Origin of the sequence: Pseudomonas sichuanensis (genome assembly GCF_003231305.1) — a bacterium.
GTDB lineage: Bacteria > Pseudomonadota > Gammaproteobacteria > Pseudomonadales > Pseudomonadaceae > Aquipseudomonas > Aquipseudomonas sichuanensis.
Window position 1 is genome coordinate 37,123 of record NZ_QKVM01000014.1, and the last position, 23,151, is coordinate 60,273.

General features: G+C 66.1%; 25 protein-coding genes and 1 riboswitch. Of the genes, 19 read left to right on the forward strand and 6 right to left on the reverse strand.

What is annotated here, in order from left to right:
* Positions 1-55: 55 nt before the first annotated feature.
* From nrdR to DM373_RS09730, 12 genes are all read left to right on the forward strand, one after another.
* Positions 56-520 (forward strand): transcriptional regulator NrdR, encoded by a 465-nt coding sequence (gene nrdR, locus DM373_RS09675; protein WP_016393425.1) that lies wholly within the window; start codon positions 56-58, stop codon positions 518-520.
* Between the two features lie 2 nt (positions 521-522).
* Positions 523-1,653 (forward strand): bifunctional diaminohydroxyphosphoribosylaminopyrimidine deaminase/5-amino-6-(5-phosphoribosylamino)uracil reductase RibD, encoded by a 1,131-nt coding sequence (gene ribD / locus DM373_RS09680; protein ID WP_110993349.1) that lies wholly within the window; start codon positions 523-525, stop codon positions 1,651-1,653.
* Between the two features lie 42 nt (positions 1,654-1,695).
* Complete coding sequence (locus DM373_RS09685; protein WP_110993350.1) at positions 1,696-2,361, forward strand: riboflavin synthase; 666 nt, start codon at positions 1,696-1,698, stop codon at positions 2,359-2,361.
* An 18-nt stretch (positions 2,362-2,379) separates the two neighbouring features.
* On the forward strand, positions 2,380-3,471 hold the full coding sequence (gene ribBA / locus DM373_RS09690; protein WP_110993351.1) for a bifunctional 3,4-dihydroxy-2-butanone-4-phosphate synthase/GTP cyclohydrolase II: 1,092 nt from the start codon (positions 2,380-2,382) through the stop codon (positions 3,469-3,471).
* A 91-nt stretch (positions 3,472-3,562) separates the two neighbouring features.
* Positions 3,563-4,039, forward strand: a complete 477-nt coding sequence (gene ribH / locus DM373_RS09695; protein ID WP_110993352.1) for a 6,7-dimethyl-8-ribityllumazine synthase — start codon at positions 3,563-3,565, stop codon at positions 4,037-4,039.
* A complete protein-coding gene (gene nusB, locus DM373_RS09700) occupies positions 4,036-4,536 on the forward strand; it encodes a transcription antitermination factor NusB (RefSeq protein ID WP_110993353.1) in 501 nt (166 codons plus the stop codon). Before ribH ends, nusB begins: the two co-directional genes overlap by 4 nt.
* 17 nt (positions 4,537-4,553) lie before the next feature.
* Entirely contained in the window at positions 4,554-5,510 is a 957-nt protein-coding gene (thiL, locus tag DM373_RS09705) for a thiamine-phosphate kinase (protein WP_110993354.1), read from the forward strand.
* The gene (locus DM373_RS09710) at positions 5,507-6,010 is read left to right on the forward strand and encodes a phosphatidylglycerophosphatase A family protein (protein WP_023632630.1); all 504 of its coding nucleotides are present in this window, start codon (positions 5,507-5,509) and stop codon (positions 6,008-6,010) included. Before thiL ends, DM373_RS09710 begins: the two co-directional genes overlap by 4 nt.
* 17 nt (positions 6,011-6,027) lie before the next feature.
* Complete coding sequence (locus DM373_RS09715) at positions 6,028-6,768, forward strand: substrate-binding periplasmic protein (protein WP_110993355.1); 741 nt, start codon at positions 6,028-6,030, stop codon at positions 6,766-6,768.
* A gap of 298 nt (positions 6,769-7,066) precedes the next feature.
* Entirely contained in the window at positions 7,067-7,684 is a 618-nt protein-coding gene (ribA, locus tag DM373_RS09720; RefSeq protein ID WP_110993356.1) for a GTP cyclohydrolase II, read from the forward strand.
* Complete coding sequence (locus DM373_RS09725; protein ID WP_110993357.1) at positions 7,681-8,100, forward strand: MFS transporter; 420 nt, start codon at positions 7,681-7,683, stop codon at positions 8,098-8,100. The genes ribA and DM373_RS09725 overlap by 4 nt, the downstream gene beginning before the upstream one ends.
* On the forward strand, positions 8,100-8,912 hold the full coding sequence (locus tag DM373_RS09730) for a cobalamin-binding protein (RefSeq protein ID WP_110993358.1): 813 nt from the start codon (positions 8,100-8,102) through the stop codon (positions 8,910-8,912). Before DM373_RS09725 ends, DM373_RS09730 begins: the two co-directional genes overlap by 1 nt.
* On the opposite strand, the gene DM373_RS09735 is transcribed toward DM373_RS09730, so the two are convergent.
* From DM373_RS09735 to DM373_RS09750, 4 genes are all read right to left on the reverse strand, one after another.
* Positions 8,890-10,764, reverse strand: coding sequence for a TonB-dependent receptor domain-containing protein (locus DM373_RS09735; RefSeq protein ID WP_110993359.1), 1,875 nt, complete (start codon positions 10,762-10,764; stop codon positions 8,890-8,892). The two genes, DM373_RS09730 and DM373_RS09735, sit on opposite strands and share 23 nt — an antisense overlap.
* Positions 10,765-10,843: 79 nt before the next feature.
* Positions 10,844-12,739 carry a 1-deoxy-D-xylulose-5-phosphate synthase gene (gene dxs, locus DM373_RS09740; RefSeq protein WP_110993360.1) on the reverse strand — a complete coding sequence of 632 codons (1,896 nt, stop codon included), beginning with the start codon at positions 12,737-12,739 and terminating at the stop codon, positions 10,844-10,846.
* Positions 12,740-12,923: 184 nt separating this feature from the next.
* Positions 12,924-13,811 carry a (2E,6E)-farnesyl diphosphate synthase gene (gene ispA / locus DM373_RS09745; protein ID WP_110993361.1) on the reverse strand — a complete coding sequence of 296 codons (888 nt, stop codon included), beginning with the start codon at positions 13,809-13,811 and terminating at the stop codon, positions 12,924-12,926.
* Complete coding sequence (locus DM373_RS09750; protein WP_011531978.1) at positions 13,808-14,050, reverse strand: exodeoxyribonuclease VII small subunit; 243 nt, start codon at positions 14,048-14,050, stop codon at positions 13,808-13,810. The genes ispA and DM373_RS09750 overlap by 4 nt, the downstream gene beginning before the upstream one ends.
* Before the next feature lie 224 nt (positions 14,051-14,274).
* On the opposite strand from DM373_RS09750, the gene DM373_RS09755 reads away from it, so the two are divergent.
* From DM373_RS09755 to DM373_RS09765, 3 genes are read left to right on the forward strand one after another with little or no spacing between them, the layout of a single operon-like run.
* Entirely contained in the window at positions 14,275-15,678 is a 1,404-nt protein-coding gene (locus tag DM373_RS09755) for an MBOAT family O-acyltransferase (RefSeq protein WP_110993362.1), read from the forward strand.
* Complete coding sequence (locus DM373_RS09760; protein WP_167409816.1) at positions 15,665-16,792, forward strand: SGNH/GDSL hydrolase family protein; 1,128 nt, start codon at positions 15,665-15,667, stop codon at positions 16,790-16,792. Before DM373_RS09755 ends, DM373_RS09760 begins: the two co-directional genes overlap by 14 nt.
* Position 16,793: 1 nt before the next feature.
* Positions 16,794-17,987 carry an SGNH/GDSL hydrolase family protein gene (locus tag DM373_RS09765; protein WP_110993363.1) on the forward strand — a complete coding sequence of 398 codons (1,194 nt, stop codon included), beginning with the start codon at positions 16,794-16,796 and terminating at the stop codon, positions 17,985-17,987.
* 73 nt (positions 17,988-18,060) lie between these two features.
* Here DM373_RS09765 and ribB read toward each other — a convergent pair whose 3' ends face one another.
* Entirely contained in the window at positions 18,061-18,711 is a 651-nt protein-coding gene (gene ribB / locus DM373_RS09770; protein ID WP_110993364.1) for a 3,4-dihydroxy-2-butanone-4-phosphate synthase, read from the reverse strand.
* Positions 18,712-18,791: 80 nt separating this feature from the next.
* Positions 18,792-18,933: riboswitch (FMN riboswitch) on the reverse strand.
* Between the two features lie 93 nt (positions 18,934-19,026).
* On the opposite strand from ribB, the gene DM373_RS09775 reads away from it, so the two are divergent.
* The 4 genes from DM373_RS09775 (at position 19,027) to DM373_RS09790 (ending at position 22,031) form a co-directional block, all read left to right on the forward strand.
* Complete coding sequence (locus tag DM373_RS09775) at positions 19,027-20,232, forward strand: RtcB family protein (protein ID WP_110993365.1); 1,206 nt, start codon at positions 19,027-19,029, stop codon at positions 20,230-20,232.
* A gap of 94 nt (positions 20,233-20,326) precedes the next feature.
* On the forward strand, positions 20,327-21,310 hold the full coding sequence (locus DM373_RS09780) for a zeta toxin family protein (protein ID WP_110993366.1): 984 nt from the start codon (positions 20,327-20,329) through the stop codon (positions 21,308-21,310).
* Positions 21,311-21,468: 158 nt separating this feature from the next.
* A complete protein-coding gene (locus tag DM373_RS09785; protein WP_110993367.1) occupies positions 21,469-21,699 on the forward strand; it encodes a type II toxin-antitoxin system ParD family antitoxin in 231 nt (76 codons plus the stop codon).
* Complete coding sequence (locus tag DM373_RS09790) at positions 21,696-22,031, forward strand: type II toxin-antitoxin system RelE/ParE family toxin (protein WP_110993368.1); 336 nt, start codon at positions 21,696-21,698, stop codon at positions 22,029-22,031. The genes DM373_RS09785 and DM373_RS09790 overlap by 4 nt, the downstream gene beginning before the upstream one ends.
* Before the next feature lie 304 nt (positions 22,032-22,335).
* On the opposite strand, the gene DM373_RS09795 is transcribed toward DM373_RS09790, so the two are convergent.
* Entirely contained in the window at positions 22,336-23,034 is a 699-nt protein-coding gene (locus DM373_RS09795) for a LexA family transcriptional regulator (RefSeq protein WP_110993369.1), read from the reverse strand.
* Between the last annotated feature and the right edge of the window lie 117 nt (positions 23,035-23,151).

Here is a 23,151-nt window from a genome sequence, read left to right on the forward strand (position 1 = left end):
GTCTTGCCAGTGCAATGCGCTACCATGGCCCTCCCTTTTTTTGTTGCCTGCCACCATGCACTGTCCGTTTTGCGGTGCCAACGACACCAAGGTCATCGACTCGCGCCTGGTCGCCGAGGGCGAACAGGTGCGTCGCCGTCGCGAATGCGTCGCCTGCGGCGAGCGCTTCACCACCTTCGAAACCGCCGAGCTGGTCCTGCCACGGCTGATCAAGCAGGACGGCACGCGCCAGCCCTTCGACGAAGACAAGCTGCGCGCCGGCATGCAGCGCGCGCTGGAGAAGCGCCCGGTCAGCGTCGAGCGCCTGGAAGCGGCGCTGGCGCATATCAAGAGCCGCCTGCGCGCCACCGGCGAGCGTGAAGTGAAGTCGCTGGTGGTCGGTGAGCTGGTGATGGCCGAGCTGCGCAAGCTCGACGAAGTCGCCTATATCCGTTTTGCCTCGGTCTACCGGCGTTTCCAGGACCTCGACGAGTTCCGCGAAGAAATCGACCGCCTGGCCCGCGAGCCAGCCAAAGAGTAAGCATGACCAGCCAAGCCGCCATTCTCGACGCCCACTACATGGCCCGGGCCGTGGAACTGGCCCGCAAGGGCCTCTACACCACCCACCCCAACCCACGCGTAGGCTGCGTGATCGTGCGCGATGGCGAGGTGGTCGGCGAAGGCTGGCACGTGCGCGCCGGCGAGCCCCATGCCGAAGTCCACGCCCTGCGCCAGGCCGGCGAGCGCGCCCGTGGCGCCTGTGCCTACGTCACCCTCGAGCCTTGCAGCCACCATGGTCGCACGCCGCCGTGCGCCGAGGCGCTGGTCAAGGCCGGCGTGGCGCGGGTGGTGGCGGCCATGCAGGACCCCAACCCGCAAGTGGCCGGCAATGGCCTGCGCCGCCTGCAGGAAGCCGGGATCGAAGTGGCCAGTGGCGTGCTCGAAGCCGAAGCCCGTGCCCTCAACCCTGGTTTCCTCAAGCGCATGGAGCACGGCCTGCCGTTCGTTCGCGCCAAGCTGGCGATGAGCCTGGACGGCCGCACCGCCATGGCCAGCGGCGAAAGCCAGTGGATCACCGGCCCCGCCGCCCGCTCGGCGGTGCAGCGCCTGCGCGCTCGCTCCAGCGTGGTGCTGACCAGCGCCGCCAGTGTGCTGCAGGACAAGGCGCGGATGACCGTGCGCGCCGAACAGCTGGGCCTGGACGCCGAGCTCACGGCCCTGGCCTTGTCGCGCCCACCCTTGCGGGTATTGATCGACGGCCGCCTGCGCCTGCCACTGGACGCGCCCTTCTTCCAGGCCGGCCCGGCGCTGGTGGTCACCGCCGCCGGTGAAGATCCGCGCTATGCCGCCGCTGGCCACGAATTGATCAACCTGCCTGGCAGCGCTGGCCAGGTCGACCTGCCGGCGCTGCTGCGCACCCTGGCCGGGCGCGGCGTCAACGAAATCCTGCTGGAGGCCGGTGCCGGCCTGGTCGGTGCCTTTGCCCGCCAGGGCCTGGTCGACGAGTTCCAGCTGTTCGTCGCCGGCACCTTCCTCGGCTCCGCTGCCCGCCCGCTGCTGGACTGGCCGCTGGCGCAGATGAGCGAGGCGCCGCGGCTGAAGATCACCGAAATGCGCGCAGTCGGCGATGACTGGCGAGTCACTGCCATCCCCCTGCCGGCCCCCGGCGTATAATGCCGGGCTTGCCCCGCGCAGCCTGTCTTTGAGGAGAACAGCATGTTCACCGGCATCATCGAATCCATCGGCACCATCCGCAGCATGACCCCCAAGGGCGGTGACGTGCGCGTTTATGTAGAAACCGGCAAGCTCGACCTGGGCGACGTCAAGCTCGGCGACAGCATCGCCGTCAACGGCGTGTGCCTGACCGCCGTCGAGCTGCCCGGCGACGGCTTCTGGGCCGACGTCAGCGTCGAGACCCTCAAGCGCACCGCCATGGTCGATTTGAAGACCGGCAGCCGGGTCAACCTGGAAAAGGCCCTGACGCCCACCACCCGCCTGGGCGGCCACCTGGTCAGCGGCCACGTCGACGGCGTCGGCGAGATCGTCTCGCGGGCCGATAACGCCCGCGCCATCCAGTTCCGCGTGCGCGCACCCAAGGAACTGGCCAAGTACATCGCCCACAAGGGCTCGATCACCGTCGACGGCACCAGCCTGACGGTCAACGAAGTCGATGGCGCCGAGTTCGAGCTGACCATCGTCCCGCACACCCTGTCCGAAACCATCATGGCCGACTACCGCGCAGGGCGTCGGGTGAACCTTGAGGTCGACCTGCTGGCCCGTTACCTGGAGCGTCTGCTGCTGGGCGACAAGGCCGCCGAGCCGAGCAAGGGCAGTGGCATTACCGAAAGCTTCCTGGCCGCCAACGGCTTCTTGAAATCCTGATTGAGAAGGGGGTGCCGCGTGGCGCTCAACAGCATCGAAGAACTGGTAGAAGACATCCGCCAGGGCAAAATGGTCATCCTCATGGATGACGAAGACCGCGAGAACGAAGGCGACATCATCATGGCGGCCGAATGCTGCCTGCCTGAGCACATCAACTTCATGGCCAAGCACGCCCGTGGCCTGATCTGCATGCCGATGACCCGCGAGCGCTGCGAAACCCTGAAGCTGCCGCTGATGGCGCCGCGCAACGGTTCCGGTTTCGGCACCAAGTTCACCGTGTCGATCGAGGCCGCCGAGGGTGTCACCACCGGCATCTCCGCCGCCGACCGCGCGCGCACTGTGCAGGCCGCCGCCGCCAAGGACGCCAAGGCCGAAGACATCGTCAGCCCTGGCCACATCTTCCCGCTGATGGCCCAGCCCGGTGGCACCCTGGCCCGCGCCGGCCACACCGAAGCCGCCTGCGACCTGGCGCGCATGGCCGGTTTCGAGCCGAGCGGGGTGATCTGTGAAGTGATGAACGACGACGGCACCATGTCGCGCCGCGCCGAGCTGGAAGTGTTCGCCGCCGAGCACGGCCTGAAGATCGGCACCATTGCCGACCTGATCCACTACCGCATGATCCACGAGCGCACCGTGCAGCGGGTTTCCGAGCAGCCGATCGAGAGCGAACTGGGTGAATTCAACCTGGTCACCTACCGTGACGCGGTGGAAGGCGACGTGCACATGGCCCTCACCCTCGGCAAGATCTGCGCCGAAGAGCCGACCCTGGTGCGGGTGCACAACATGGACCCGCTGCGCGACCTGTTGATGGTCAAGCAGCCTGGCCGCTGGAGCCTGCGCGCGGCCATGGCCGCCGTGGCCGAAGCCGGCAGCGGCGTGGTGCTGCTGCTGGGCCACCCGCTGGACGGCGACGTGCTGCTGGCGCACATCCGCGAAAGCGCGGGCGATGCGCAACCCAAGGCACCGACCACCTACAGCACGGTTGGCGCCGGCTCGCAGATCCTGCGCGACCTCGGTGTGCGCAAGATGCGCCTGATGAGTTCGCCAATGAAGTTCAATGCGATATCCGGATTCGATCTGGAAGTTGTAGAATACGTGCCCTCCGAGTGACTTGAGGCGGCTTGATCGCCTTGCAACTCGAGTCAAAACCCTCCCGAGGCCGCCACAGCGCGGCCTCGCTCTTGAAGATGAGAACTCAAGAATGACCCTGAAGACCATCGAAGGTACCTTCATCGCCCCCAAAGGTCGCTATGCTTTGGTGGTTGGCCGCTTCAACAGCTTCGTCGTCGAAAGCCTGGTAAGCGGTGCAGTCGATGCCCTGGTACGCCACGGCGTCAGCGAAAGCGACATCACCATCATCCGTGCCCCGGGCGCGTTCGAAATCCCGCTGGTGGCACAGAAAGTCGCCCAGCAAGGCAACTACGACGCGATCATCGCCCTGGGCGCCGTGATCCGTGGCGGTACCCCGCACTTCGAATACGTGGCGGGCGAGTGCACCAAGGGCCTGGCCCAGGTGTCCATGGAGTTCGGTGTTCCGGTGGCCTTCGGCGTGCTGACCGTCGACTCCATCGAACAGGCCATCGAGCGTTCCGGCACCAAGGCCGGCAACAAAGGTGCTGAAGCTGCCCTGTCCGCTCTGGAAATGGTCAGCCTGCTGGCGCAGTTGGAGGCCAAGTGATTAGCGACGAAAGCGATCGTTTCAACCCGCGCGATCCGAAACCTGCGGATGCCGGCAAGCCCTCGAAAAGCGCCAAGCGTCGCGAAGCCCGCAAGCTCGCCACCCAGGCCCTTTACCAGTGGCACATGGCCAAGCATTCGCTGAACGAGGTCGAAGCGCAGTTCCGGGTCGACAACGATTTCACCGATATCGACGGCGCCTACTTCCGCGAGATCCTGCACGGGGTCCCGGCGAAGAAGAGCGAAATCGACGAAGCGCTCAAGCCGTGCCTGGACACCCCGCTCGAAGAGCTCGACCCGGTCGAACTGGCGGTTCTGCGCCTGTCCACCTGGGAGCTGATCATGCGCGCCGACGTACCGTACCGCGTGGTGATCAACGAAGGTGTGGAACTGGCGAAAGTGTTCGGCGCCACCGACGGCCACAAGTTCGTCAACGGCGTGCTGGACAAACTGGCTCCGCGTCTGCGTGAGGCGGAAGTCAAGGCGAACAAGCGCTGAGTGCGCGCCTGCCAGCCATGGGTGAGTTCGAGCTGATCAGCCATTACTTCGCCGCCGCGCCCTGTGCGCAGGGCGGCGAAGGCGTGGCCCTGGGCATCGGCGACGACTGCGCCCTGCTGGACATTCCCGCCGGCGAGCAGCTGGCGATCTCCACCGATACCCTCGTGGCCGGTGTGCATTTCCCCGCAGTCTGCGACCCCTTGCTGCTCGGCCAGCGTTCGCTGGCCGTGGCGGTCAGCGACCTGGCGGCCATGGGCGCCACGGCGATCGGCTTCACCCTCGCACTCACCTTGCCCCAGGTCGGCCCCGACTGGCTCGAAGGCTTCGCCGACGGCCTCGGGCGCATGGCCCGGCGCTGTGGCATCAGCCTGATCGGCGGCGACACCACCCGTGGCCCGTTGAGCATCACCGTGACCGTGTTCGGCCGGGTGCCGGCCGGCCAGGCGCTGCGCCGCAGTGGCGCGCGCCCGGGCGACCTGCTGTGTGTCGGCGGTGATCTGGGCAATGGGGCCGGGGCGCTGCCGTTGGTGCTGGGCGAGCGCGAGGCCACCGACGAGGTGGCTGGGCCGTTGCTTGAGCACTATTGGTCGCCGCTGCCGCAACTGCGGCTTGGCGAGCGGTTGCGTGGCCTGGCCACGTCGGCGCTGGATATCTCCGACGGCCTGCTGGCCGATTGCGGGCACATCGCCAAGGCGTCCGGCGTGGCATTGCAGGTGAACCTGGCGCAGGTGCCAGTGTCTCCCGCTTTGCAGGCCTTGCTCGGCCATGAGGGGGCGCTGCACGCGGCGCTCACCGGTGGCGACGACTACGTGCTGGCGTTCACCGTGCCCGAGGCGGCCCTGGCGACCCTGGGCGCCGGCGTGCACGTGATCGGCCATGTGCTGGAAGGCCAGGGCGTGACCCTGCGCGACCCGCAGGGCCGGGACATCACCCCGCAACAGCGGGGCTATCAACATTTCAGGGAGACACCGTGACCGACCACCCCAATCAGGTGCCTGCGGAGTTCGTTCCGCCTTCGGTCTGGCGCAACCCGTGGCACTTCATCGCCTTCGGCTTCGGCTCCGGCACCTTGCCCAAGGCCCCCGGGACCTGGGGCTCGCTGGTGGCGCTGCCGTTCATTCCGCTGTGGCAGATGCTGCCCGACTGGGGCTACTGGCTGCTGCTGGGCATCAGCATGCTGTTCGGTGTGTGGTTGTGCGGCAAGGTGGCCAATGACTTGCGCGTCCACGATCATGAAGGCATTGTCTGGGACGAAATCGTCGGCATGTGGATCACCCTGTGGCTGGTGCCGGAAGGCTGGCAGTGGCTGCTCGCAGGGTTCCTGATGTTCCGCTTCTTCGACATTCTCAAGCCGTGGCCGATCCGCTGGGTCGACCGGCATGTGCATGGCGGGTTCGGGATCATGCTCGACGATATTCTGGCCGGCGTGTTTGCCTGGCTGGGCATGCAGGTTCTGGTGTGGGCGGTGGCCTGAAACACAGGAGTGTGGTGATGGGCGTTAGGACTGTTGTACTGGCATTGATGCTGCTCGTCGCCCCGGCCGTCATGGCCCGCGAGACAACCGCGCAGGTGCGCCTGGTCAGCGAGGAATGGCTCGACTACACCAACGCAGACGGCAGTGGGGTGGCCTGGGACGTGCTGCGCAAGGTGTTCGAGCCGGCAGGGGTCAAGGTCGTCACCCAAAGCGCGCCGTACAGCCGTGCAGTCGGCCTGGTCAGGCGTGGCGAGGCCGATGCCTGGGTAGGTTCGTACAAGGAAGAGAACGACGACAACCTCTACCCGCGCTGGCACTTCGACATGGACCACATCTACGCCCTGGGCCTGGCCGGCAAGGCACCGCCCACGCCCGAAAACGTCGGCCAGTATCGCCTGGCCTGGGTGCGCGGCTATGACTACGCCAGCTACCTGCCCAACGTGCACAACTTCCGTGAGGTCCAGCGCCGCGAGGGCATCCTGCCGATGCTCGAGCATGACCGGGTGGACTTCTACATCGATGCGCAGACCGAAGTCGACTTCGTGCTTGGGCAGTCGCCACACCCCGAGCGTTTTCGCAGCACCCACGTCGCCGAGCTGCCGCTGTACCTGGCCTTTACCCGTAGCGAGCAGGGCAAGGCCCTGAGTGCGCTGTTCGACAAGCGCATGGCCGAGCTGGTGCGCAGCGGTGAGTTGAAGCCGATCTTCGAGCGCTGGAAGCAGCCGTATCCGTTCACCGCCGACAGCCAGCCCCATTAAGGGCGGCTGGTGGTTTCCACTGCTGGCGCTGATCCTGTGGGAGCGGCTTTAGCCGCGAACACCGGCGAAGCCGGTGCCATCCACTGTGTTGCCTGCTTCGCGGCTAAAGCCGCTCCCACAGGGTTCGCGCCAGCGTCCTGACAATCAGCAGGGCAGTTGTTCCCAGGTGCATGCAGCGCGCGCTCCCCATAAGCATCGAACTTTTCGATCTTAAGCGGCGATATTCAGCCTGCGCACCCGCGCCGGGCTGCTGATACAATCGGCCCAACTGAAATTTCCTACTTCCCAGGAGCACAACGTGCCCGTCGTCTTTGTCGCCGCTTGCAAACTCCCGACCCCCTACGCGATTTTCACCATGCATGGTTTCCTCGACGAAGCCACCGGCCGTGAGCATGTGGTGCTCAGCCTGGGTGACATTGCCGACGGCGAGCCGGTGTTGGGGCGGCTGCACTCCGAGTGCCTGACCGGCGATGCGCTGTTCAGCCAGCGTTGCGACTGCGGCTCCCAGCTGGACGCCGCGCTGCAGGCCATCGCCCGCGAAGGCCGTGGCGTGCTGCTGTACCTGCGCCAGGAAGGCCGTGGCATCGGCCTGTTGAACAAGATCCGCGCCTACGAGCTGCAGGACGGCGGCGCCGACACCGTCGAGGCCAACGAGCGCCTGGGCTTCGCCGCCGACCAGCGTGACTACGCCATGTGCCTGCCGATGCTCGAGCACCTGGGCGTCAGCGCGCTGCGCTTGATGACCAACAACCCGCGCAAGGTCAAAGCCCTGACCGACATGCAGATCAAGGTCGCCGAACGCGTGCCGCTGCACACTGGCCACAACCCGCACAACCGCCTGTACCTGGCCACCAAGGCCGACAAGCTGGGCCACATGATGGGCAACAAGCACCAGGGCGAGGTGCCGCAGGCGTGACCCGTGGCGAAGTGAAGCGGCGCCTGGCGCTGGCCTGGTGGCAGTACCTGGCGGTCGGCCTGGTGCCGTTGCCGGTGATGGCCTGGGCTTTCGGTGGCGGCGAGCCGCTGATCCCGGTGCTGGCCATGCCGCTGTTCATCGCAGGCGCCGCGACCATGTTCCTCAGCCTGCCGCGCTTCGGCGCCTACAAGCGCACGCTGATCGCCACCGACAAGGTTCTCGGCAGTGCCGAGGAGCCGGCTGCCTGGATCGAGCTGGCGCGGGTGCGGCGCCTGGCCATGCTGTATGCCTGTTTCCCGGCCTGGGTCGCCGCCCTGTCGGTGCTGGTCGGGCTGGAAGCGGTGCCGCAGATCCTCCTGGCGATTTCCACCGTGGTGCTGTTGTACCTCTACCGCATTCCGCGCCAGCTCGGCTGATGCGGGCGCTGCTCGTCCTGCTTGCACTGCTGAGCTTCGGCGCCTGGGCCGAGGCTGCGCCGCGGGTGGTCAGCCTGGCGCCTTCGATGACCGAGATTGTTGTCGAGTTGCAGGCACAGGACTTGCTGGTCGGCCTGCTCGATGGCGGTGAACGCCCGGCATCGCTGCAGGATCTGCCCTCGGTGGGGCGCCATGGGCAACTGGACATGGAGCGGCTGCTCAGCCTGAAACCCGACCTGCTGCTGCTCTGGCCCGGCAGCGTGGCGCCTGCCCAGCGCGACCAACTGCGGCGCCTGGGCATCGCCACCTTCAGCGCCGAGCCCGGCGACCTCGACCAGTTGATCACTCAGATCGAAGCCATCGCCCAGCGCCTGGGGCGCGACGAGCAGGGGCGCGTGTATGCGGCCAGCCTGCGTGAACGGCTGCACGGGCTGCGCGAGCGCTACCGGCGCGAGACGCCGTTGCGGGTGTTCTACCAGGTGTGGGACAAGCCGCTGTACACCCTGGGCGGGCGGCAGGTGGTCAGTGATGCGTTGCGGGTCTGCGGGGCGCGCAATGTGTTCGATGACCTGCCGCAACCGGCGCCACAGGTCAGCGTGGAAGCGGTGCTGCTGCGTGACCCGCAGGTGATCCTCGCGGGCGCCCCGGCGCAACTGGCCAGCTGGCGCAGCTGGTCGAAACTGAGCGCCGTGGCTGCTGGGCACCTGCTGGTGGTACCGGACAAGGGCCTGGAGCGGCCCAGTGGGCAGATGATCGAGGCCACGGCACGCTTGTGTGCCTTGCTGGACGCTACAGCGCCGGGGTCCAGGTGACGCTGAGCAGCCAGGTGCGACCCTCTTCGCGATAGCCGTACTGGCTGGCGTCGAAGCTGTACAGGGCGCGGCTGTACTGTTTGTCCAGCAAGTTGTCGAGCTTGAGCTCGAGCTTCACCTCATCCGTCGCCGACCAGCCGCCACGCAGGCCGAGCAGGCCGTAGCCACCCAGGGTATTGCGGTTGGCTTCGTCGTCGTAGCTGCTGCTGACGGCCTGCCAGCTGCCGCCCAGGCTGAAACGCTCGAACTGTCGATCAAGGTCCAGGCTCAGCGTGCGCCGGGCGCGGCGGGCCAGGGTGTGGCCGCTGTCACGGTCGCGCGGGTCGATCAGTGCCAGGCCGAGCTGGCTGCGCCACTCGCCCCACTGCTGTTGCAGCCCCAGCTCGAAGCCATTGATGCGGGCCGAGGCCACGTTGCGTGGGATCGAGTCGGCGCCGAAAATGATCGCGTCGCGCAGGTCGGTGCGGTACAGCGAGGCTTCCAGGCGGCTGTCGGCGGTCAGCTGGCTACGCCATTGCAGCTCGTAGCTCTTCGAACGCTCAGGGTCCAGGTTCGGGTTGCTGTACTGCGGGTAGTACAGGTCGTTGAAGGTCGGCGCGCGGAACCCCTCGCTGTAGGACAGCAGCAGGTCGTTGCTGGCGTTGACGGGCAGGGTGAGGCTGGCGCTCCAGGTGGTCTGGCCGCCGAACTGCTGGTTCTGGTCGCGGCGCAGCCCCAGCTCGGTGGAGAACCACTCACCCGCGAAGCGGTGCTGGGCGAAGAGCGCACGGTTCCAGCGGCTGTCCTCGTCGAAGTCGGTGCTGGCATGCACCCGGTCCTGGTACCAGTCGCCGCCGAGCAGCAGGTTGTTGCGCGCATCCAGGGTGAAATCGTTCTGCCAGGTGACCTGGTCGCGGTAGGTGTTGAACACCTGACGTTCGTCGCTGAGCTTGTCGCGCTTGTCGTCACGGTTCTCGCTGTGGCCCAGCTCCAGGCGTGAATGCCAGGCGTCGTTGAGCTGGGCGTCCAGATAGGTGCCAAGGCTGCTGACGGTGAAGTCGGTATAGGGCTTCTGGCCGACGCTGTCGAAGGTGGCCGGGTCGAAGCGGCCGAACGGGTTGTCGTATTCGCTGCGCCCACGGCTGTCGAGCAGGTTCAGCCCGGCCTCGAGGCGTTCGTTGAACACGTGGCTCAGGCTCAGGTTCAGCGAGCGGTTGCGGTAGGCGTCATGGTCGCCGTCGCTGGTGAACGACGGGCCGGTCGAATCGATCCCGGCGGTTTCGTCCAGGCTGGCGCCCAGGTTGAAACGGGTGTCGCCATCGCCGCCGGACAGGCCCAGGCTGCGTTGCCAGGCCTGGTTGCTGCCGGCGGCCAGGCGCAGGCGGGGCTGCAGGCCCTGGTCGTCGCCACGGCGGGTGAAGATCTGGATCACCCCGCCGATGGCGTCGCTGCCGTACACCGCCGAACGCGAGCCGCGCAGCACTTCCACCCGTTCGATCTGCTCGACGTCGAGAAACTGCAGGCCGCTGTCGCCGGAGGTGGCGTTGGCGATGCGCACGCCATCGACCAGCACCAGCGTCTGCGCGGCCTTGGTGCCGCGGATGAAGATGCCGGGCAGGCTGCCACGGCCGCCGGTCGGCGCCACTTGCACGCCGGGCACGCGGGCGAGCAGGTCGCTGACGCTGGTGGGTTGCAGGCGGTCGATGTCGCTACGGGTGAACACCGTGTTGGCGGCGCTGGTGGCACTGCGCGATTCGACCTGGCGGCTGGCGCTGATCAGGACGTCGGGGAGCTTGAGGGCGTCGTCGCGGGAGGGTTCGGCGGCCAGGGCGGCGGCGGGGAGGCAGAGCAGGGAGAGCGTAGAGATCTTCATGGGCAGTTCAATTGAAATCGCGGGGCAAGCCCGCTCCCACAGCGATTGCGTGGGAGCGGGCTTGCCCCGCGATAGGGCGTTACAGGCCGAGCTTGGCCATTCGGGCTTTGACGGCAGCCTCGATCCCGGCGGCATCCAGCCCGCACTCGGCGAGCATTTGCGCAGGCTTTGCATGCTCGACATAGATGTCCGGCAAGCCCAGGTGCAGCAGCGGCTTGACCACAGCCTCGCGGGCCAGGAACTCACCCACGGCAGCGCCGGCACCGCCCATGATGGCGTTTTCTTCGACGGTCACCAGCAGCTCATGGCCAGCGGCCATTTCCAGCACCAGGGCCTCGTCCAGCGGTTTGACGAAGCGCATGTCGACCACGGTGGCGTCGATCTCTTCGGCGACCTGCAGGGCTTCGCTGAGTTGCACGCCGAACACCAGCAGGGCGACCTTGCTGCCGCGGCGGCGGACCACGCCCTTGCCGATCTCCAGTGGCTCGAGGTCGCCGCTGATCGGCGCGTTCGGGCCGGTGCCGCGCGGGTAGCGCACGGCCGCCGGGCCCTTGTAGTGGTGGCCGGTGCTGAGCATCTTGCGCAGCTCGTTCTCGTCGCTCGGGGTCATCACCAGCATGCCGGGGATGCAACGCAGGTACGACAGGTCGTAGGCCCCGGCGTGGGTCGGGCCGTCCTCGCCGACCAGGCCGGCGCGGTCGATGGCGAACAGCACGTCGAGGTCCTGCACCGCCACGTCGTGGATCAGCTGGTCATAGCCGCGCTGCAGGAAAGTGGAGTAGATCGCCACCACCGGCTTGGCGCCTTCGCAGGCCATGCCGGCGGCCAGGGTGACCGCGTGCTGTTCGGCAATCGCCACGTCGAAATAGCGCTCGGGGTAGCGTTCGCTGAAGTCGACCAGGTCCGAGCCCTCCTTCATCGCCGGGGTGATGCCCACCAGGCGGTTGTCGGCGGCGGCCATGTCGCACAGCCACTGGCCGAACACCGCGGAGTACTTCGGCCCGCTCGGCTTTTTCGGCGCGACCGGCTTGTTGGCCGGCTCCAGCTTGGTGATGGCGTGGTAGCCGATCGGGTCGACCTCGGCCGGGGCGAAGCCCTTGCCCTTCTTGGTCACCACGTGCAGGAACTGCGGGCCCTTGAGGTCACGCATGTTGCGCAGGGTGGCGATCATGGTTGGCAGGTCGTGGCCGTCGATCGGGCCAATGTAGTTCCAGCCCAGCTCTTCGAACAGGGTGCCGGGCACCAGCATGCCCTTGGCGTATTCCTCGGTGCGGCGGGCGATTTCCCAGGCGCCAGGCAGGCGTGACAGCACTTTCTTGCTGCCTTCGCGCATGCTGGCGTAGGTGCGGCTGGAGAGAATCTTGGCCAGGTAGTTGGACAGCCCGCCGACGTTGCGCGAGATCGACATGTCGTTGTCATTGAGAATGACCAGCATGTCGGCATTCACTTCCTGCGCGTGGTTCAGCGCTTCGAAGGCCATGCCGGCGGTCAGTGCGCCGTCGCCGATCACCGCGATGGATTTGCGCGGATCGTTCTGCAGGCGGGCGGCGATGGCCATGCCCAGCGCGGCGCTGATCGAGGTGCTGGAGTGACCGACGCCAAAGGTGTCGTACTCGCTCTCGCTACGGCGCGGGAAGGCGGCGATACCGTCCTTCTGGCGCAGCGACAACATACGGTTGCGCCGGCCGGTGAGAATCTTGTGCGGGTAGGCCTGGTGACCGACGTCCCACACCAGCCGGTCATCCGGGGTGTCGAAGACGTAGTGCAGGGCGATGGTCAGCTCGATGACGCCCAGGCCGGCACCGAAATGCCCGCCGGTCTGCCCCACGGTATAGAGCAGTTCCTGGCGCAGCTCGTCGGCCAATGGCTCGAGGTCGGCTTCGGCCAGCCGGCGCAGGCCGGCAGGCGTATCGGCGCGGTCGAGCAACGGCGTGACCGGGCGTTCGCGGGGGATCTCTTGAAACGTCGTGGGCATCAGGCGAGTCGTTATAGGTTTGAAGACGCGGCAGTTTACCCCATTGTGGGAAAAGCTGCCCATTCAGACGGGGGTATCAGCAGGGATCTGTGGACTCGTGGGAGCGGGCTTGCCCCGCGATGCGATGTCAGGGCAAGCGCCGTCATCGCGGGGCAAGCCCGCTCCCACGCGATCCGGTCAGGGCTTAATGACGGCGTTCGACGATATAGCGGGCCAGCGCCCGCAGCGGCTCGGCGCTGTCGCCGAAGCCGGCGAGGGCGCCCAGCGCCTGGTCGCGCAGCTCCAGGGCATAGGCCTTGGCCGCGTCCAGCCCGAGCAGCGCCGGGTAGGTCGGTTTGTCACGGGCGATGTCGGCGCCCTGGCGTTTGCCCAGGGTGGCGGTGTCGCTCTCCACATCGAGGATGTCGTCCTGCACCTGGAAGGCCAGACCGATGGCCTGTGCATAAGTCTGTAGGGCGTCGAGCTGGGCCTGTTCGGCGCGGGCGCTGGCCAGGGCGCCGAGGCGCACGCTGGCTTCGATCAGCGCGCCGGTCTTGTGCCGGTGCATGTATTCCAGGGCCTGCTGGTCGAGCTTGACGCCCACCGAGCCAAGGTCGATGGCCTGGCCGCCGACCATGCCGGCGGGGCCGGCGGCCTTGGCCAGGGCCTGGACCATCTGCAGGCGGATGCTGTCGGCCTGCGGGCTCAGCGCCGGGTCGAGCAGGGCGCTGAACGCCAGGCTTTGCAGGCCGTCGCCGGCGAGGATGGCGCAGGCTTCGTCGAAGGCTTTGTGGGTGGTCGGTTGGCCGCGACGCAGGTCGTCGTCGTCCATTGCCGGCAGGTCGTCATGCACCAGCGAGTAGGCGTGGATCAGTTCCACCGCACAGGCCGCACCGTTGGCCTGTTCGGCCGGCACGCCCAGGGCCTCGCAGGCGGCGTAGGCGAGCAGCGGGCGCACGCGCTTGCCACCGTTCATCACGCTGTAGCGCATGGCGGCGTACAGGCGCTCGAGTTCTTTGGAGGGGGCCTTGAACAGCGTTTCCAGTGCGGCGTCGACGCGTACCTGGGCGCTGGCCTGGTAACCGGCGATCATGCCTCTGGCTCCGCGTCGAACGGCTGGGCAGCCAGCTCGCCGTCACGCTCCAGCAGGATCTGCACCTTTTGCTCGGCCTGGGCCAGGGCGCCCTGGCAGTCACGGGTCAGGGCGATACCTTGCTCGAAGGCGGCCAGCGACTCTTCCAGCGACAATTCGCCGTTCTCCAGGCGCTCGACCAGGGCTTGCAGGTCGGCGAGGGACTGTTCGAAATCGATGGAGGCTTTTTTGCGGGCCATGGCGACTGTCTCGGTGGTATTCAGAACGGCGCGACACTAGCAGAGCGGGGCAGGGGGAGCAAATCAGCAAGGCTTTGGTCTTATCTTGTTGCATTTGCGTGAGTACAGATGCCTTGCAAATCCAGTCGTTTTCAGATTGTGAGGGGGTTGGCCCTCTGCCATACTCCGCGCCCTCTGGCCTGCGGGCTGGCGCCCCCCTTTGATGTCACGTAACGGACTACGTTGTGAGCTTCCTTTCGATCGAATTCGGCCTCTGCTTCACGCTGTTCTTCATTGTCTACTGGAGCCTGTGCTGGAGTGCACGGCTACAGAACCTCCTGCTACTGGCGGCAAGCTATGGCCTGGTGGCGAGCTTCAGCCTGAACTCGCTGTACATCCTGCTGGGCTACAGCGCACTGGTGTACCTGCTTGGGCTGCTGGCCGGGCGCTACCCCGGGCGCCGGTTCTGCGGCGTGCTGCTGCTGACCCTGGTGCTGGGCTGCTTCTACCTGTTCAAGTACCAGGCATTCTTCGTCGAAGGCGTGCAAGCCGCGCTGGCGGCGGCCGGGCTGGACGTGTCGCTGCCGTTGCTGGAACTGCTGGTGCCCATCGGCCTGTCGTTCTACACCTTCCATTCGGTCAGCTACCTGGTTTCGATCAACCGCCGCGAACTGGCGCCGGCCACAGCGCTGGACCTTGCCCTGTACCTGGCGTTCTTCCCCAGCCTGGTGGCCGGCCCGGTCAACCGCGCCCTGCACATGCTGCCGCAGATCCGCCCGCAGGGCCTGCGCCGGGTGCTGGAGCCGCAGCGGGCGCTGGGGCTGATCGCGCTGGCGGTGGTCAAGCTGTTCTTCCTCAGCGCCTGGCTGGGCAGCGAGTGGGTCGACCCGGTGTTCGAAACCCCGGGCAGCTTCACCCCCGAGCAGGTGCTGTTGAGCGTGTACGGCTACAGCCTGCTGATCTACTTCAACTTCAGCGGCTACACCAACCTGGTCACCGGCATCGCCCTGCTGCTGGGGTTCCGTCTGCCGGAGAACTTCAACGCACCTTATGCCGCGCACAACCTCAAGGAGTTCTGGGGGCGCTGGCACATCAGCCTGTCGCGCTTCATCCGTGACTACGTCTATATCCCGCTGGGCGGCAACCGCAAGGGTGTGTGGCGCGGCAACCTGAACATGCTGCTGGCGATGCTGGTGTCCGGGTTGTGGCATGGCGCCAGCATCAACTTCATTCTGTGGGGCGCGCTGCACGGGGTTGGCCTGGCCCTCTCCAAGCTGTTCAGCCAGTTGCTGCCAGGCTTTGCGCAGATGCCGGGCGCTGGCCTGCTGGCACGCCTGATGACCTTCCACTACGTGGCCTTTGCCTGGATCTTCTTCCGCAGCCCGACGCTGGACGGCGCCGTCGAGATGCTCGGCGACATCGCCCAACTGAGCCTGGCCGGGCTCAACAGCGCCACTGGCCTGATGCTGCTGGCCTGCGTGCTGTACATCGCCACTTATCCACAGTGGCTGGCAGTGCTGCGCAAGGGCTTTGCCGCCAGCCAGCGGTTGCCCTGGCAGCTGTACCCGGTGCCGTTGGGGATTGGCGTGTCGCTGGTGATTTTCGCGTCGCAATCGGGTGTGCCGGGGTTCATCTATGCAAGCTTCTGATAGCAAACAGCTGTTTCAGGTGCAGATGGGCGCGGCCCGTGCGTTGTACGCGATCGTGGTCACTACCGCCTTGTTGTTCTGGCTGAACCAGGACTCGATCAGGCTGTACTGCCAGCAGAAGTACCACCAGAGCTGCGAGATCCCGCTGCTCGGCCAGTTGCCGGCCTGGCGCTTCGGGGCGCAACTGACGGTGGCGCTGGAGCAGGGCCGCGACAGCGCCATCGCGCAACTGCAAGAGGCGCAGCAGCAGCTCGCAGGCCCAGTGCCCGAGGTGCTGCCCGCGCCGATGCCGGTGGTCACGGTCAACCTGGAAACACCGGCGGCGTTGGCCCAACCCTTGCCGGCGGCGCCAGTGGCCAGGCCGGCGCCCAAACCTGAGCATGCCCCGCAGCCCCAGGTGGCCGTTGCAGCACCGCCGGCGACGCCTGCCCCGACCTTGCTGCAACCCGGCACCGTGGTTTCCCTGGCCGCCGGCGACGACGTACTGCTGGTCGGCGACTCGCTGATGCAGGGCGTGGCCCCGCACCTGGCCAACAGCCTGCGCAAGCGCTACCAGATCCGCACGGTCAACCTCAGCAAGCAGAGTACCGGCCTTGCCTACCCGGGCTTCTTCAACTGGCCGAAAACCGTGGCCGAGACCCTCGCCCACGAGCCGAATGTCCGCCTGATGGTAGTGTTCCTCGGCCCCAACGACCCCTGGGACATGCCCCAGGGCAAGGGCAAGCCGTTCCTGCGCTTCAAGTCGCCGGAGTGGGAAGTGGCCTATCGTGCACGTATCGACTCGATCCTCGAGCAGGCCCGTGCGCACAACGTGCAGGTGCTGTGGGTCGGGCCGCCGAACATGGAGAAGCCGCGGTTGTCCACGGCCATGGGCTACCTGAGCGATCTGTACCAGCAGCAGACTGCGCTGTTCGGCCAGCACTATGTGTCGGCCAACCCGATCCTCGGCTATGCCGACGACGGGTTTGCCGCGACGGTGCTGACGCCTGAGGGCAAGCGGGTCAAGGTGCGGGTCGATGACGGCATTCATTTCACCATCACGGGCCAGAAGATGATCGCCGCACAGGTACTGTCGCTGATCAGCTTGCCGGGCCTGACCGTTACAGGACACTAAGATGCGCCAATGGCATCACTTGCTGGGCCTGGCCCTGCTGATCAGCGCCGTACCCGCGTGCAGCACCGGCGCCAACAGCGTGGCCACCCAGCCCGCCGCACGGCCGGCAGCCGCGCCCGTGGTGCGCCAGGACGGCAATGTCGGCCTGCTCGCCGGCAAATTGCGCAATGCCGGGCGTGCGCCGGTTGGCATCGTCCAGCTGGGCGACTCGCACACCGCCGCCGACCTGTTCAGCGGTGAACTGCGTCGGCTGCTGCAGGCCCAATACGGCGATGGCGGTATCGGCCTGGTGCCGGCGTCACCGGTGCCAGGCATCCGCAATGACCGGGTGATCATCAAGAGCGAGGCACGCCAGTGGCAACTGGTGTCGGCACGCAACCAGCAGAGCAGCCAGTTCCCGCTTGGCGGTTACCTGTCGCTGCCGCAGGCCAACCGCTCCGGCGTGCTGTTGCAGGCGCGCGATGAAGACCGTCAGCGCTACAAGGTTTCGGCGCTGTACCAGTCCACCGGCAATGCCACGTTGCTGGCCAACGGCGGCCAGCGTCGCCCGCTTGCCATCACCAACGGCCAGTGGCGCTTCAGCCCGGCCTTCGCCAATCTCGGCCTGCCGCTGCAACTGGGCGTCGAGGGCGGTCGCAACATCGCGTTGGGTGGCTGGTACCTGCAGGGGCAGAAGAATGCCGGGGTGATCTACTCGGCGCTCGGCATCAACGGTGCCCGCCAGGAGGTGGTGGACAAGTGGCAGCCGGGTTGGCTGGACAGCCTCAAGGCCGTGCGGCCGGACCTGGTGATCCTGGCCTACGGCACCAACGAGGCATTCGACGACACGCTCGACCTGGGGCTGTACCAATCGCAGCTGGAGGCGACGCTGCGCAGCCTGCGCAAGGACCTGCCGCAAGCAGCGATCCTGCTGGTCGGGCCGCCGGACTCGATCAAACGGCGCAAGGCGGTGAGTTGCGCGGCGCGCCAACCACAGCCGCTGGCATCGGTGATCCGCATTCAGAAGCAACTGGCACAGCGGCACAAGGCGCTGTTCTGGGACTGGCAGGCGTTCATGGGCGGGCCGTGCTCGATTGCCGGTTGGCAGGCCAATGGGCTGGCGCGGCCAGACCTGGTGCACCTGACGGCTGACGGCTATCGCAAGAGTGCGGCGGGATTGTATGCGTTCTTGAAGGGGCCGTTGGGGCTGCGTTGAGCTTCAGGCCTATCGCGGGGCAAGCCCGCTCCCACGTGCTCTGTGGGAGCGGGCTTGCCCCGCGATGCTGCTGTCAGGCCGGCTCGGCCTCGAGCTCTAGCATGGCTTCGCGATAGCGCGCCAGCTCCTCGATGGTCAGCACCGGCAGGTTGTACTGCCGGGCATACACCGCCACCTGCTCGCCCCGGGCCATGCTGCCATCGGGGTTCATCAGCTCGCACAGCACCGCCGCCGGGCGCAGGCCGGCCAGGCGCGCCAGGTCCACCGAGCCTTCGGTGTGGCCGCGGCGGGTCAGCACGCCGCCGTCGCGGGCGCGCAGCGGGAACACGTGGCCGGGGCTGACGATATGCCGCTGCTGCGCGGTGGAGCGCAACGCCGCTTCGATGGTGGTGATGCGGTCCTGTGCCGAGACGCCGGTGCTCACGCCCTCGGCCGCCTCGATGGTGACGGTGAAGCCGGTACCGTGACGGGCCTGGTTGTTCGGCACCATCGGTGCCAGCTGCAGGGCGTCGACGGTGGCTTCGTCCAGGCACAGGCAGACGATGCCGCTGCAGTCGCGGATCATCATGGCCATGGTCTGCAGCGAAAGGTTCTCGGCGGCGGCGACGATATCGGCTTCGTCCTCGCGGTCGTCGTCGTCGAGCAGCAGCACCGGGCGCCCGGCCTGGAAGGCGGCGACGGCGGCAGTGACATTGGGGAATTGCTTGTTGAGCAAGGTGGACATGAAACGCTCCTCGTGAATGATCGATGAACGTCTCGGGGCGAACAAAATGCGCGCGCAGGGGCGCCCGGATGGCCCCTGCCTGACGCCTTCTTTCATCCGGACTATGACCGTCGGCTCTGGAGTCGCACCAGATCTGCTGACCCCCGGCATGGCCGGGGCGCTCGCGGGCTCATCTTTCGATTTACCGCCGGTGGGGACTTTCACCCCGCCCTGAAGACCGGGCAAGCATACAGCACTGTGCCACCCTGCTGGCAAGCGGCCGGTCTACGACCTTCGGCGGTATCATGGCGGCAAAAGCTCTGCGGAAGCGATGACATGGACACCTTGCAAGGCGCCGGCGGCAAGCCGATCAAACTGTGGACCGACGGCGTGCCGGTCGAAGACGAGGCCCGCAAACAGTTGCTCAACACGGCGCAGATGCCGTTCATCTTCAAGCACCTGGCGGTGATGCCGGACGTGCACCTGGGCAAGGGCTCGACCATCGGCAGTGTGATCCCCACGTTAGGCGCGATCATCCCGGCGGCGGTGGGGGTGGACATCGGCTGCGGCATGATCGCCGCGCGGACTTCGCTGCATGCCCGTGACCTGCCGGACAACCTGCACGGCCTGCGTACGGCCATCGAGCAGGCCGTGCCCCACGGCAAGACCTTCGGTCGCCGCGACCAGGGTGCCTGGGACAACGTGCCCAGGCACGCTGACCAGCAGTGGCAAGGCCTGGCCGGGCGCTTCAAGGCCATCACCGACAAGTACCCACGGCTGGAAAAGACCAATAACCGCCAGCACCTGGGCACCCTGGGCGGTGGCAACCACTTCATCGAAGTCTGCCTGGACGAAGCCGACCGGGTCTGGTTCATGTTGCACAGTGGTTCGCGCGGCGTCGGCAATGCCATCGGCAACCTGTTCATCGAACTGGCCCAGGCCGACATGCGCCAGCACCTGGCCAATCTGCCGGACAAGGACCTGGCCTATTTCAAAGAGGGCAGCCGGCATTTCGCCGACTACGTGCAGGCCGTGGAGTGGGCCCAGGATTTCGCCCGGCACAACCGCGAGCTGATGATGCAGGCGGTGGTGGCGGCCACCCGCAAGGTGCTGGGCAAACCGTTCGAGGCCAGCCTCGAGGCGGTCAACTGCCACCACAACTATGTGCAGAAGGAACAGCACTTCGGTCGCGAAGTGCTGGTGACGCGCAAAGGGGCGGTGTCGGCGCAGAAGGGGCAGTTGGGTATCATCCCGGGCTCCATGGGCGCAAAGAGCTTCATCGTGCGCGGCCTGGGCAACGAGGAGTCGTTCTGCTCGTGCAGCCATGGTGCCGGCCGGGTGATGAGCCGCACCAAGGCCAAGAGCCGCTTCAGCGTCGATGACCAGCGGCGCGCCACGGCCCATGTCGAGTGCCGCAAGGACAAGGACGTGATCGACGAGATCCCCATGGCCTACAAGGATATCGACGCGGTCATGCAGGCCCAGCGCGAGCTGGTCGAGGTGGTGCATACCCTGCGCCAGGTGGTGTGTGTGAAAGGCTGAAGTTGCGGGCAGCGGTATCTACCGCAGGCATCGCCTGAACGGGTTTTACCTTTTTGGCTCGCCCATTCCCGGGCAGCCAACAGGAATGACCAGCATGTCCCAGCTCCACACCTTCACCGCCGAAGACGTTGCAAGCGCTTTCGAAACCCTCGAGCCCCTTCTGTTCAGCCGCAAACGACGGACCGACGCCCTGGGCAACCCGGCGCCGAGAATGCTGGTCGTGGCCGGCGCCGAAGGCTCGGGCAAGACCTATCTGCTCAACAACTCGCTGCTGGCGAGCAAGCGCTATGACGACTACGTCAGTCTCTACGACCCGGATTATCGCAAGCTGCATCCACAGTACGAGCAGATGAAGGCCGACGGTGGCCGGCATGTCTACGCCCACACCGAGCAGTTCATCTGGCAGTTGGGCGGCAAGCTCTTCGAACATGCGCTGGCTAACCACTACGACATCATCATGGAGACCGCGCTGGACAGTGCGGCCTTCGCCGATGTACCGACCCTGGCGCTGCAGGCGGGTTACCAGCTGGAGCTGCACCTGATCGCCTGCCAGAAGGAATTCGGTCACTGGAACACCTTGGAGCGCGGGGTGAAGAGCGTGGCCGAGGACCAGCTCGAACGCTTCGTTTCCCTCAGCAAGATCGAGGCGTCGCAAGCCAATGCCGCGAGGATCATCGATGCCTTCGAGGCCGCCTGCCTGGTCAGCCCCGGCTCGCAGATCAGCCTGTATCAACGCGGCATGGAAACCGACCGGGAGAGCAGGTTGCTGTGCCGCAGCATCTGCTCCCCTGCGTTGCAACTGGTGCCGCAGGCGGCAGAGGCCGGTGAAGCATACTTCCAGCCGCCCCATATAGAGGGGCTGTTCGAGATCCGCCGCACATCCCTGGATCAGGTGCCCAGTACCTATCCGCAGTACTTCCAGCTGGTGCATACCGGCATGGTCGATGATCAGGTACGCGGCAACATGCTCAAGGCCTGCTGCGCAACGCTGGGCAAGGCCCAGGCGTTGAGTGAGCGGATCCCGGCCGACGTGTTCCGCGAACTGTCCTTGTATGTGCTCAAGTATTTGCACCCCTGAGCATCAAGGGCGTCACCCGGCTGGGCTGTTGAGTGCTTGGCCTGGTGCTGGCGTTTCGTCGCAGGGGTAATGCTTGGCCATCCTTCTGTCGTGCAGGGCTTCAACAGTGTTTCCTGGGGTGTATGCTTTGGCAAATTTTGGCAAATCCGGACGCAGCCATGAGCACCATGAACATTTCCCTGCCGGACTCATTGAAGTCGTTCGTTGACGATCAGGTCAGCCAGCGCGGCTACAGCACCAGTAGCGAGTACGTGCGCGAACTGATCCGAAAGGATCAGGATCGGCAACATCTACGGGGGCTGCTTCTGGCTGGGGCTGGCTCGGCTCCCACCACTTCGGTGGATGATGAGTACTTCGAAGCACTGCGGGCAAAGGTACGCAGGGGGTGAAGGCAACGGCCAAGCCAGTGATTCCCCGAGTGCTCGCGCGTGAAGATGTCGAGAGTGCTGTCAGTTACTACCTTGCTGAGGCTACAGAGCAAGTCGCAGTCGGATTCATCGATGCGCTTCAACAAGGCTATGGGCATATCAGTCGCCATCCGACATCGGGTATCAGCCGCTATAGCCACGATCTGGATCTGCCTGGGTTGTTCTGTTGGCCGTTGAAGCGTTACCCCTACCTGGTGTTCTACGTCGAGCGCGATGACCACATCGATGTCTGGCGAGTTTTGCATGCCAAGCGCGACATTGCTCAATGGTTGGCCGACGACCTCATCCACTAGTTCGGTGGGCGCGCGTAAGACGCGCATGACAACCTCAGGCGATGCCCGGTGGTGATGCGCAGGGAACGAGCAGGCATTAAAAAGCCGGCTTGTGGCCGGCTTCTCGGGGACGATCTTGGCTCATTTTTGATAAGCCGCAATCGCCTTAAACGGTTGGCAACATGGCCTGAAAAAGATGGCGGACGGCTGTGTGAGGCGTCGCCAGGCCCTCTGCAATGCGGCTTGCACCATCAGGGGGCGTGATGTGGCGCGTAGCATACTAGGGCTCACCGGGGATGCCCAGCAAAAAGTGGTGCGAAGTGTTTCAGCATGGCCGCGCCGGGCGTAGGCAGGACCACCAGAACACCCAGCCGAGGATCAGCAGCTTCTGCGCTCTGCGCTGCTGGGCGGTGAAGCGCTCGACCGGGTGGTTGAGGCGGTCGTGGCTGTGCAGGCATAAGGTGCCGTTGTTGCCTTGGGTGAGTCGGTGCACGCGCAACTGGCCGTTGTGCAGCAGTGCGTAGTACTCGCCTTCGATCACCCGGGTGAGGCTGGAGTCGATGGCCAGGAGCGTGCCCTGGGGCAATAGCGGCGCCATGTTGCCGGCCGGCATGCCGATACAGAAGGCGTTGTGCGCGGCAACGCCGACGCTGTCGAGGGCTTGGCGGGGGATCGGCTGGAACAGTTCGGGTGTGGCACTCAGGCTACCCTGCTGCAACTGGTGCAAGGGCAGTTGCACGCTTTGCGTGCCCAGCGCCAGCAGCGGCGCTGGGGCTTGCGTGGCGGCAAGGGCAGGGCGGGCAGGGGTGAGCGGGTCGGGATGTTTGGGGCCTTCGCCGCTACGTAGCCAGCGCGGATACACACAGAACAGGTCGGCGATTTCGTCGAGCCGAGCTTGCGGCACGCCACGCTTGAACCAGTTGTTGATGTGTTGGGGCGTGACGTTGCGCTGGGCAGCAAAGTCGGAAGGGGTCAGGTTGCACTCCTGCAGGAGGGCTTTGAGGCGATCACCGGATGAGTTCATGCTGGCGAGTCTATCGCCCTGATTACTGTGTGGAAATGAACTCGATGTGGAGGCGATTTGTGGGAATCTTTATGGTTTGCAGGCATTTTCCTAGGGGTGAGTAGGAGTTTTCCATCG

What these genes read in the sequence shown, in the direction of transcription:
- nrdR (WP_016393425.1), top strand. Translation starts at nt 56, where the DNA reads ATGCACTGTCCGTTTTGCGGTGCCAACGACACCAAGGTCATCGACTCG.
- ispA (WP_110993361.1), bottom strand. Translation starts at nt 13,811, where the DNA reads ATGATCGCCGGTTACCAGGCCAGCGCCCAGGTACGCGTCGACGCCGCA.
- DM373_RS09730 (WP_110993358.1), top strand. Translation starts at nt 8,100, where the DNA reads ATGCGGGCGCTGCTCGTCCTGCTTGCACTGCTGAGCTTCGGCGCCTGG.
- ribB (WP_110993364.1), bottom strand. Translation starts at nt 18,711, where the DNA reads ATGTCCACCTTGCTCAACAAGCAATTCCCCAATGTCACTGCCGCCGTC.
- DM373_RS09750 (WP_011531978.1), bottom strand. Translation starts at nt 14,050, where the DNA reads ATGGCCCGCAAAAAAGCCTCCATCGATTTCGAACAGTCCCTCGCCGAC.
- DM373_RS09760 (WP_167409816.1), top strand. Translation starts at nt 15,665, where the DNA reads ATGCAAGCTTCTGATAGCAAACAGCTGTTTCAGGTGCAGATGGGCGCG.
- DM373_RS09685 (WP_110993350.1), top strand. Translation starts at nt 1,696, where the DNA reads ATGTTCACCGGCATCATCGAATCCATCGGCACCATCCGCAGCATGACC.
- DM373_RS09775 (WP_110993365.1), top strand. Translation starts at nt 19,027, where the DNA reads ATGGACACCTTGCAAGGCGCCGGCGGCAAGCCGATCAAACTGTGGACC.
- DM373_RS09765 (WP_110993363.1), top strand. Translation starts at nt 16,794, where the DNA reads ATGCGCCAATGGCATCACTTGCTGGGCCTGGCCCTGCTGATCAGCGCC.
- DM373_RS09715 (WP_110993355.1), top strand. Translation starts at nt 6,028, where the DNA reads ATGGGCGTTAGGACTGTTGTACTGGCATTGATGCTGCTCGTCGCCCCG.
- DM373_RS09735 (WP_110993359.1), bottom strand. Translation starts at nt 10,764, where the DNA reads ATGAAGATCTCTACGCTCTCCCTGCTCTGCCTCCCCGCCGCCGCCCTG.
- DM373_RS09780 (WP_110993366.1), top strand. Translation starts at nt 20,327, where the DNA reads ATGTCCCAGCTCCACACCTTCACCGCCGAAGACGTTGCAAGCGCTTTC.
- dxs (WP_110993360.1), bottom strand. Translation starts at nt 12,739, where the DNA reads ATGCCCACGACGTTTCAAGAGATCCCCCGCGAACGCCCGGTCACGCCG.
- thiL (WP_110993354.1), top strand. Translation starts at nt 4,554, where the DNA reads ATGGGTGAGTTCGAGCTGATCAGCCATTACTTCGCCGCCGCGCCCTGT.
- DM373_RS09785 (WP_110993367.1), top strand. Translation starts at nt 21,469, where the DNA reads ATGAGCACCATGAACATTTCCCTGCCGGACTCATTGAAGTCGTTCGTT.
- ribD (WP_110993349.1), top strand. Translation starts at nt 523, where the DNA reads ATGACCAGCCAAGCCGCCATTCTCGACGCCCACTACATGGCCCGGGCC.
- ribH (WP_110993352.1), top strand. Translation starts at nt 3,563, where the DNA reads ATGACCCTGAAGACCATCGAAGGTACCTTCATCGCCCCCAAAGGTCGC.
- DM373_RS09795 (WP_110993369.1), bottom strand. Translation starts at nt 23,034, where the DNA reads ATGAACTCATCCGGTGATCGCCTCAAAGCCCTCCTGCAGGAGTGCAAC.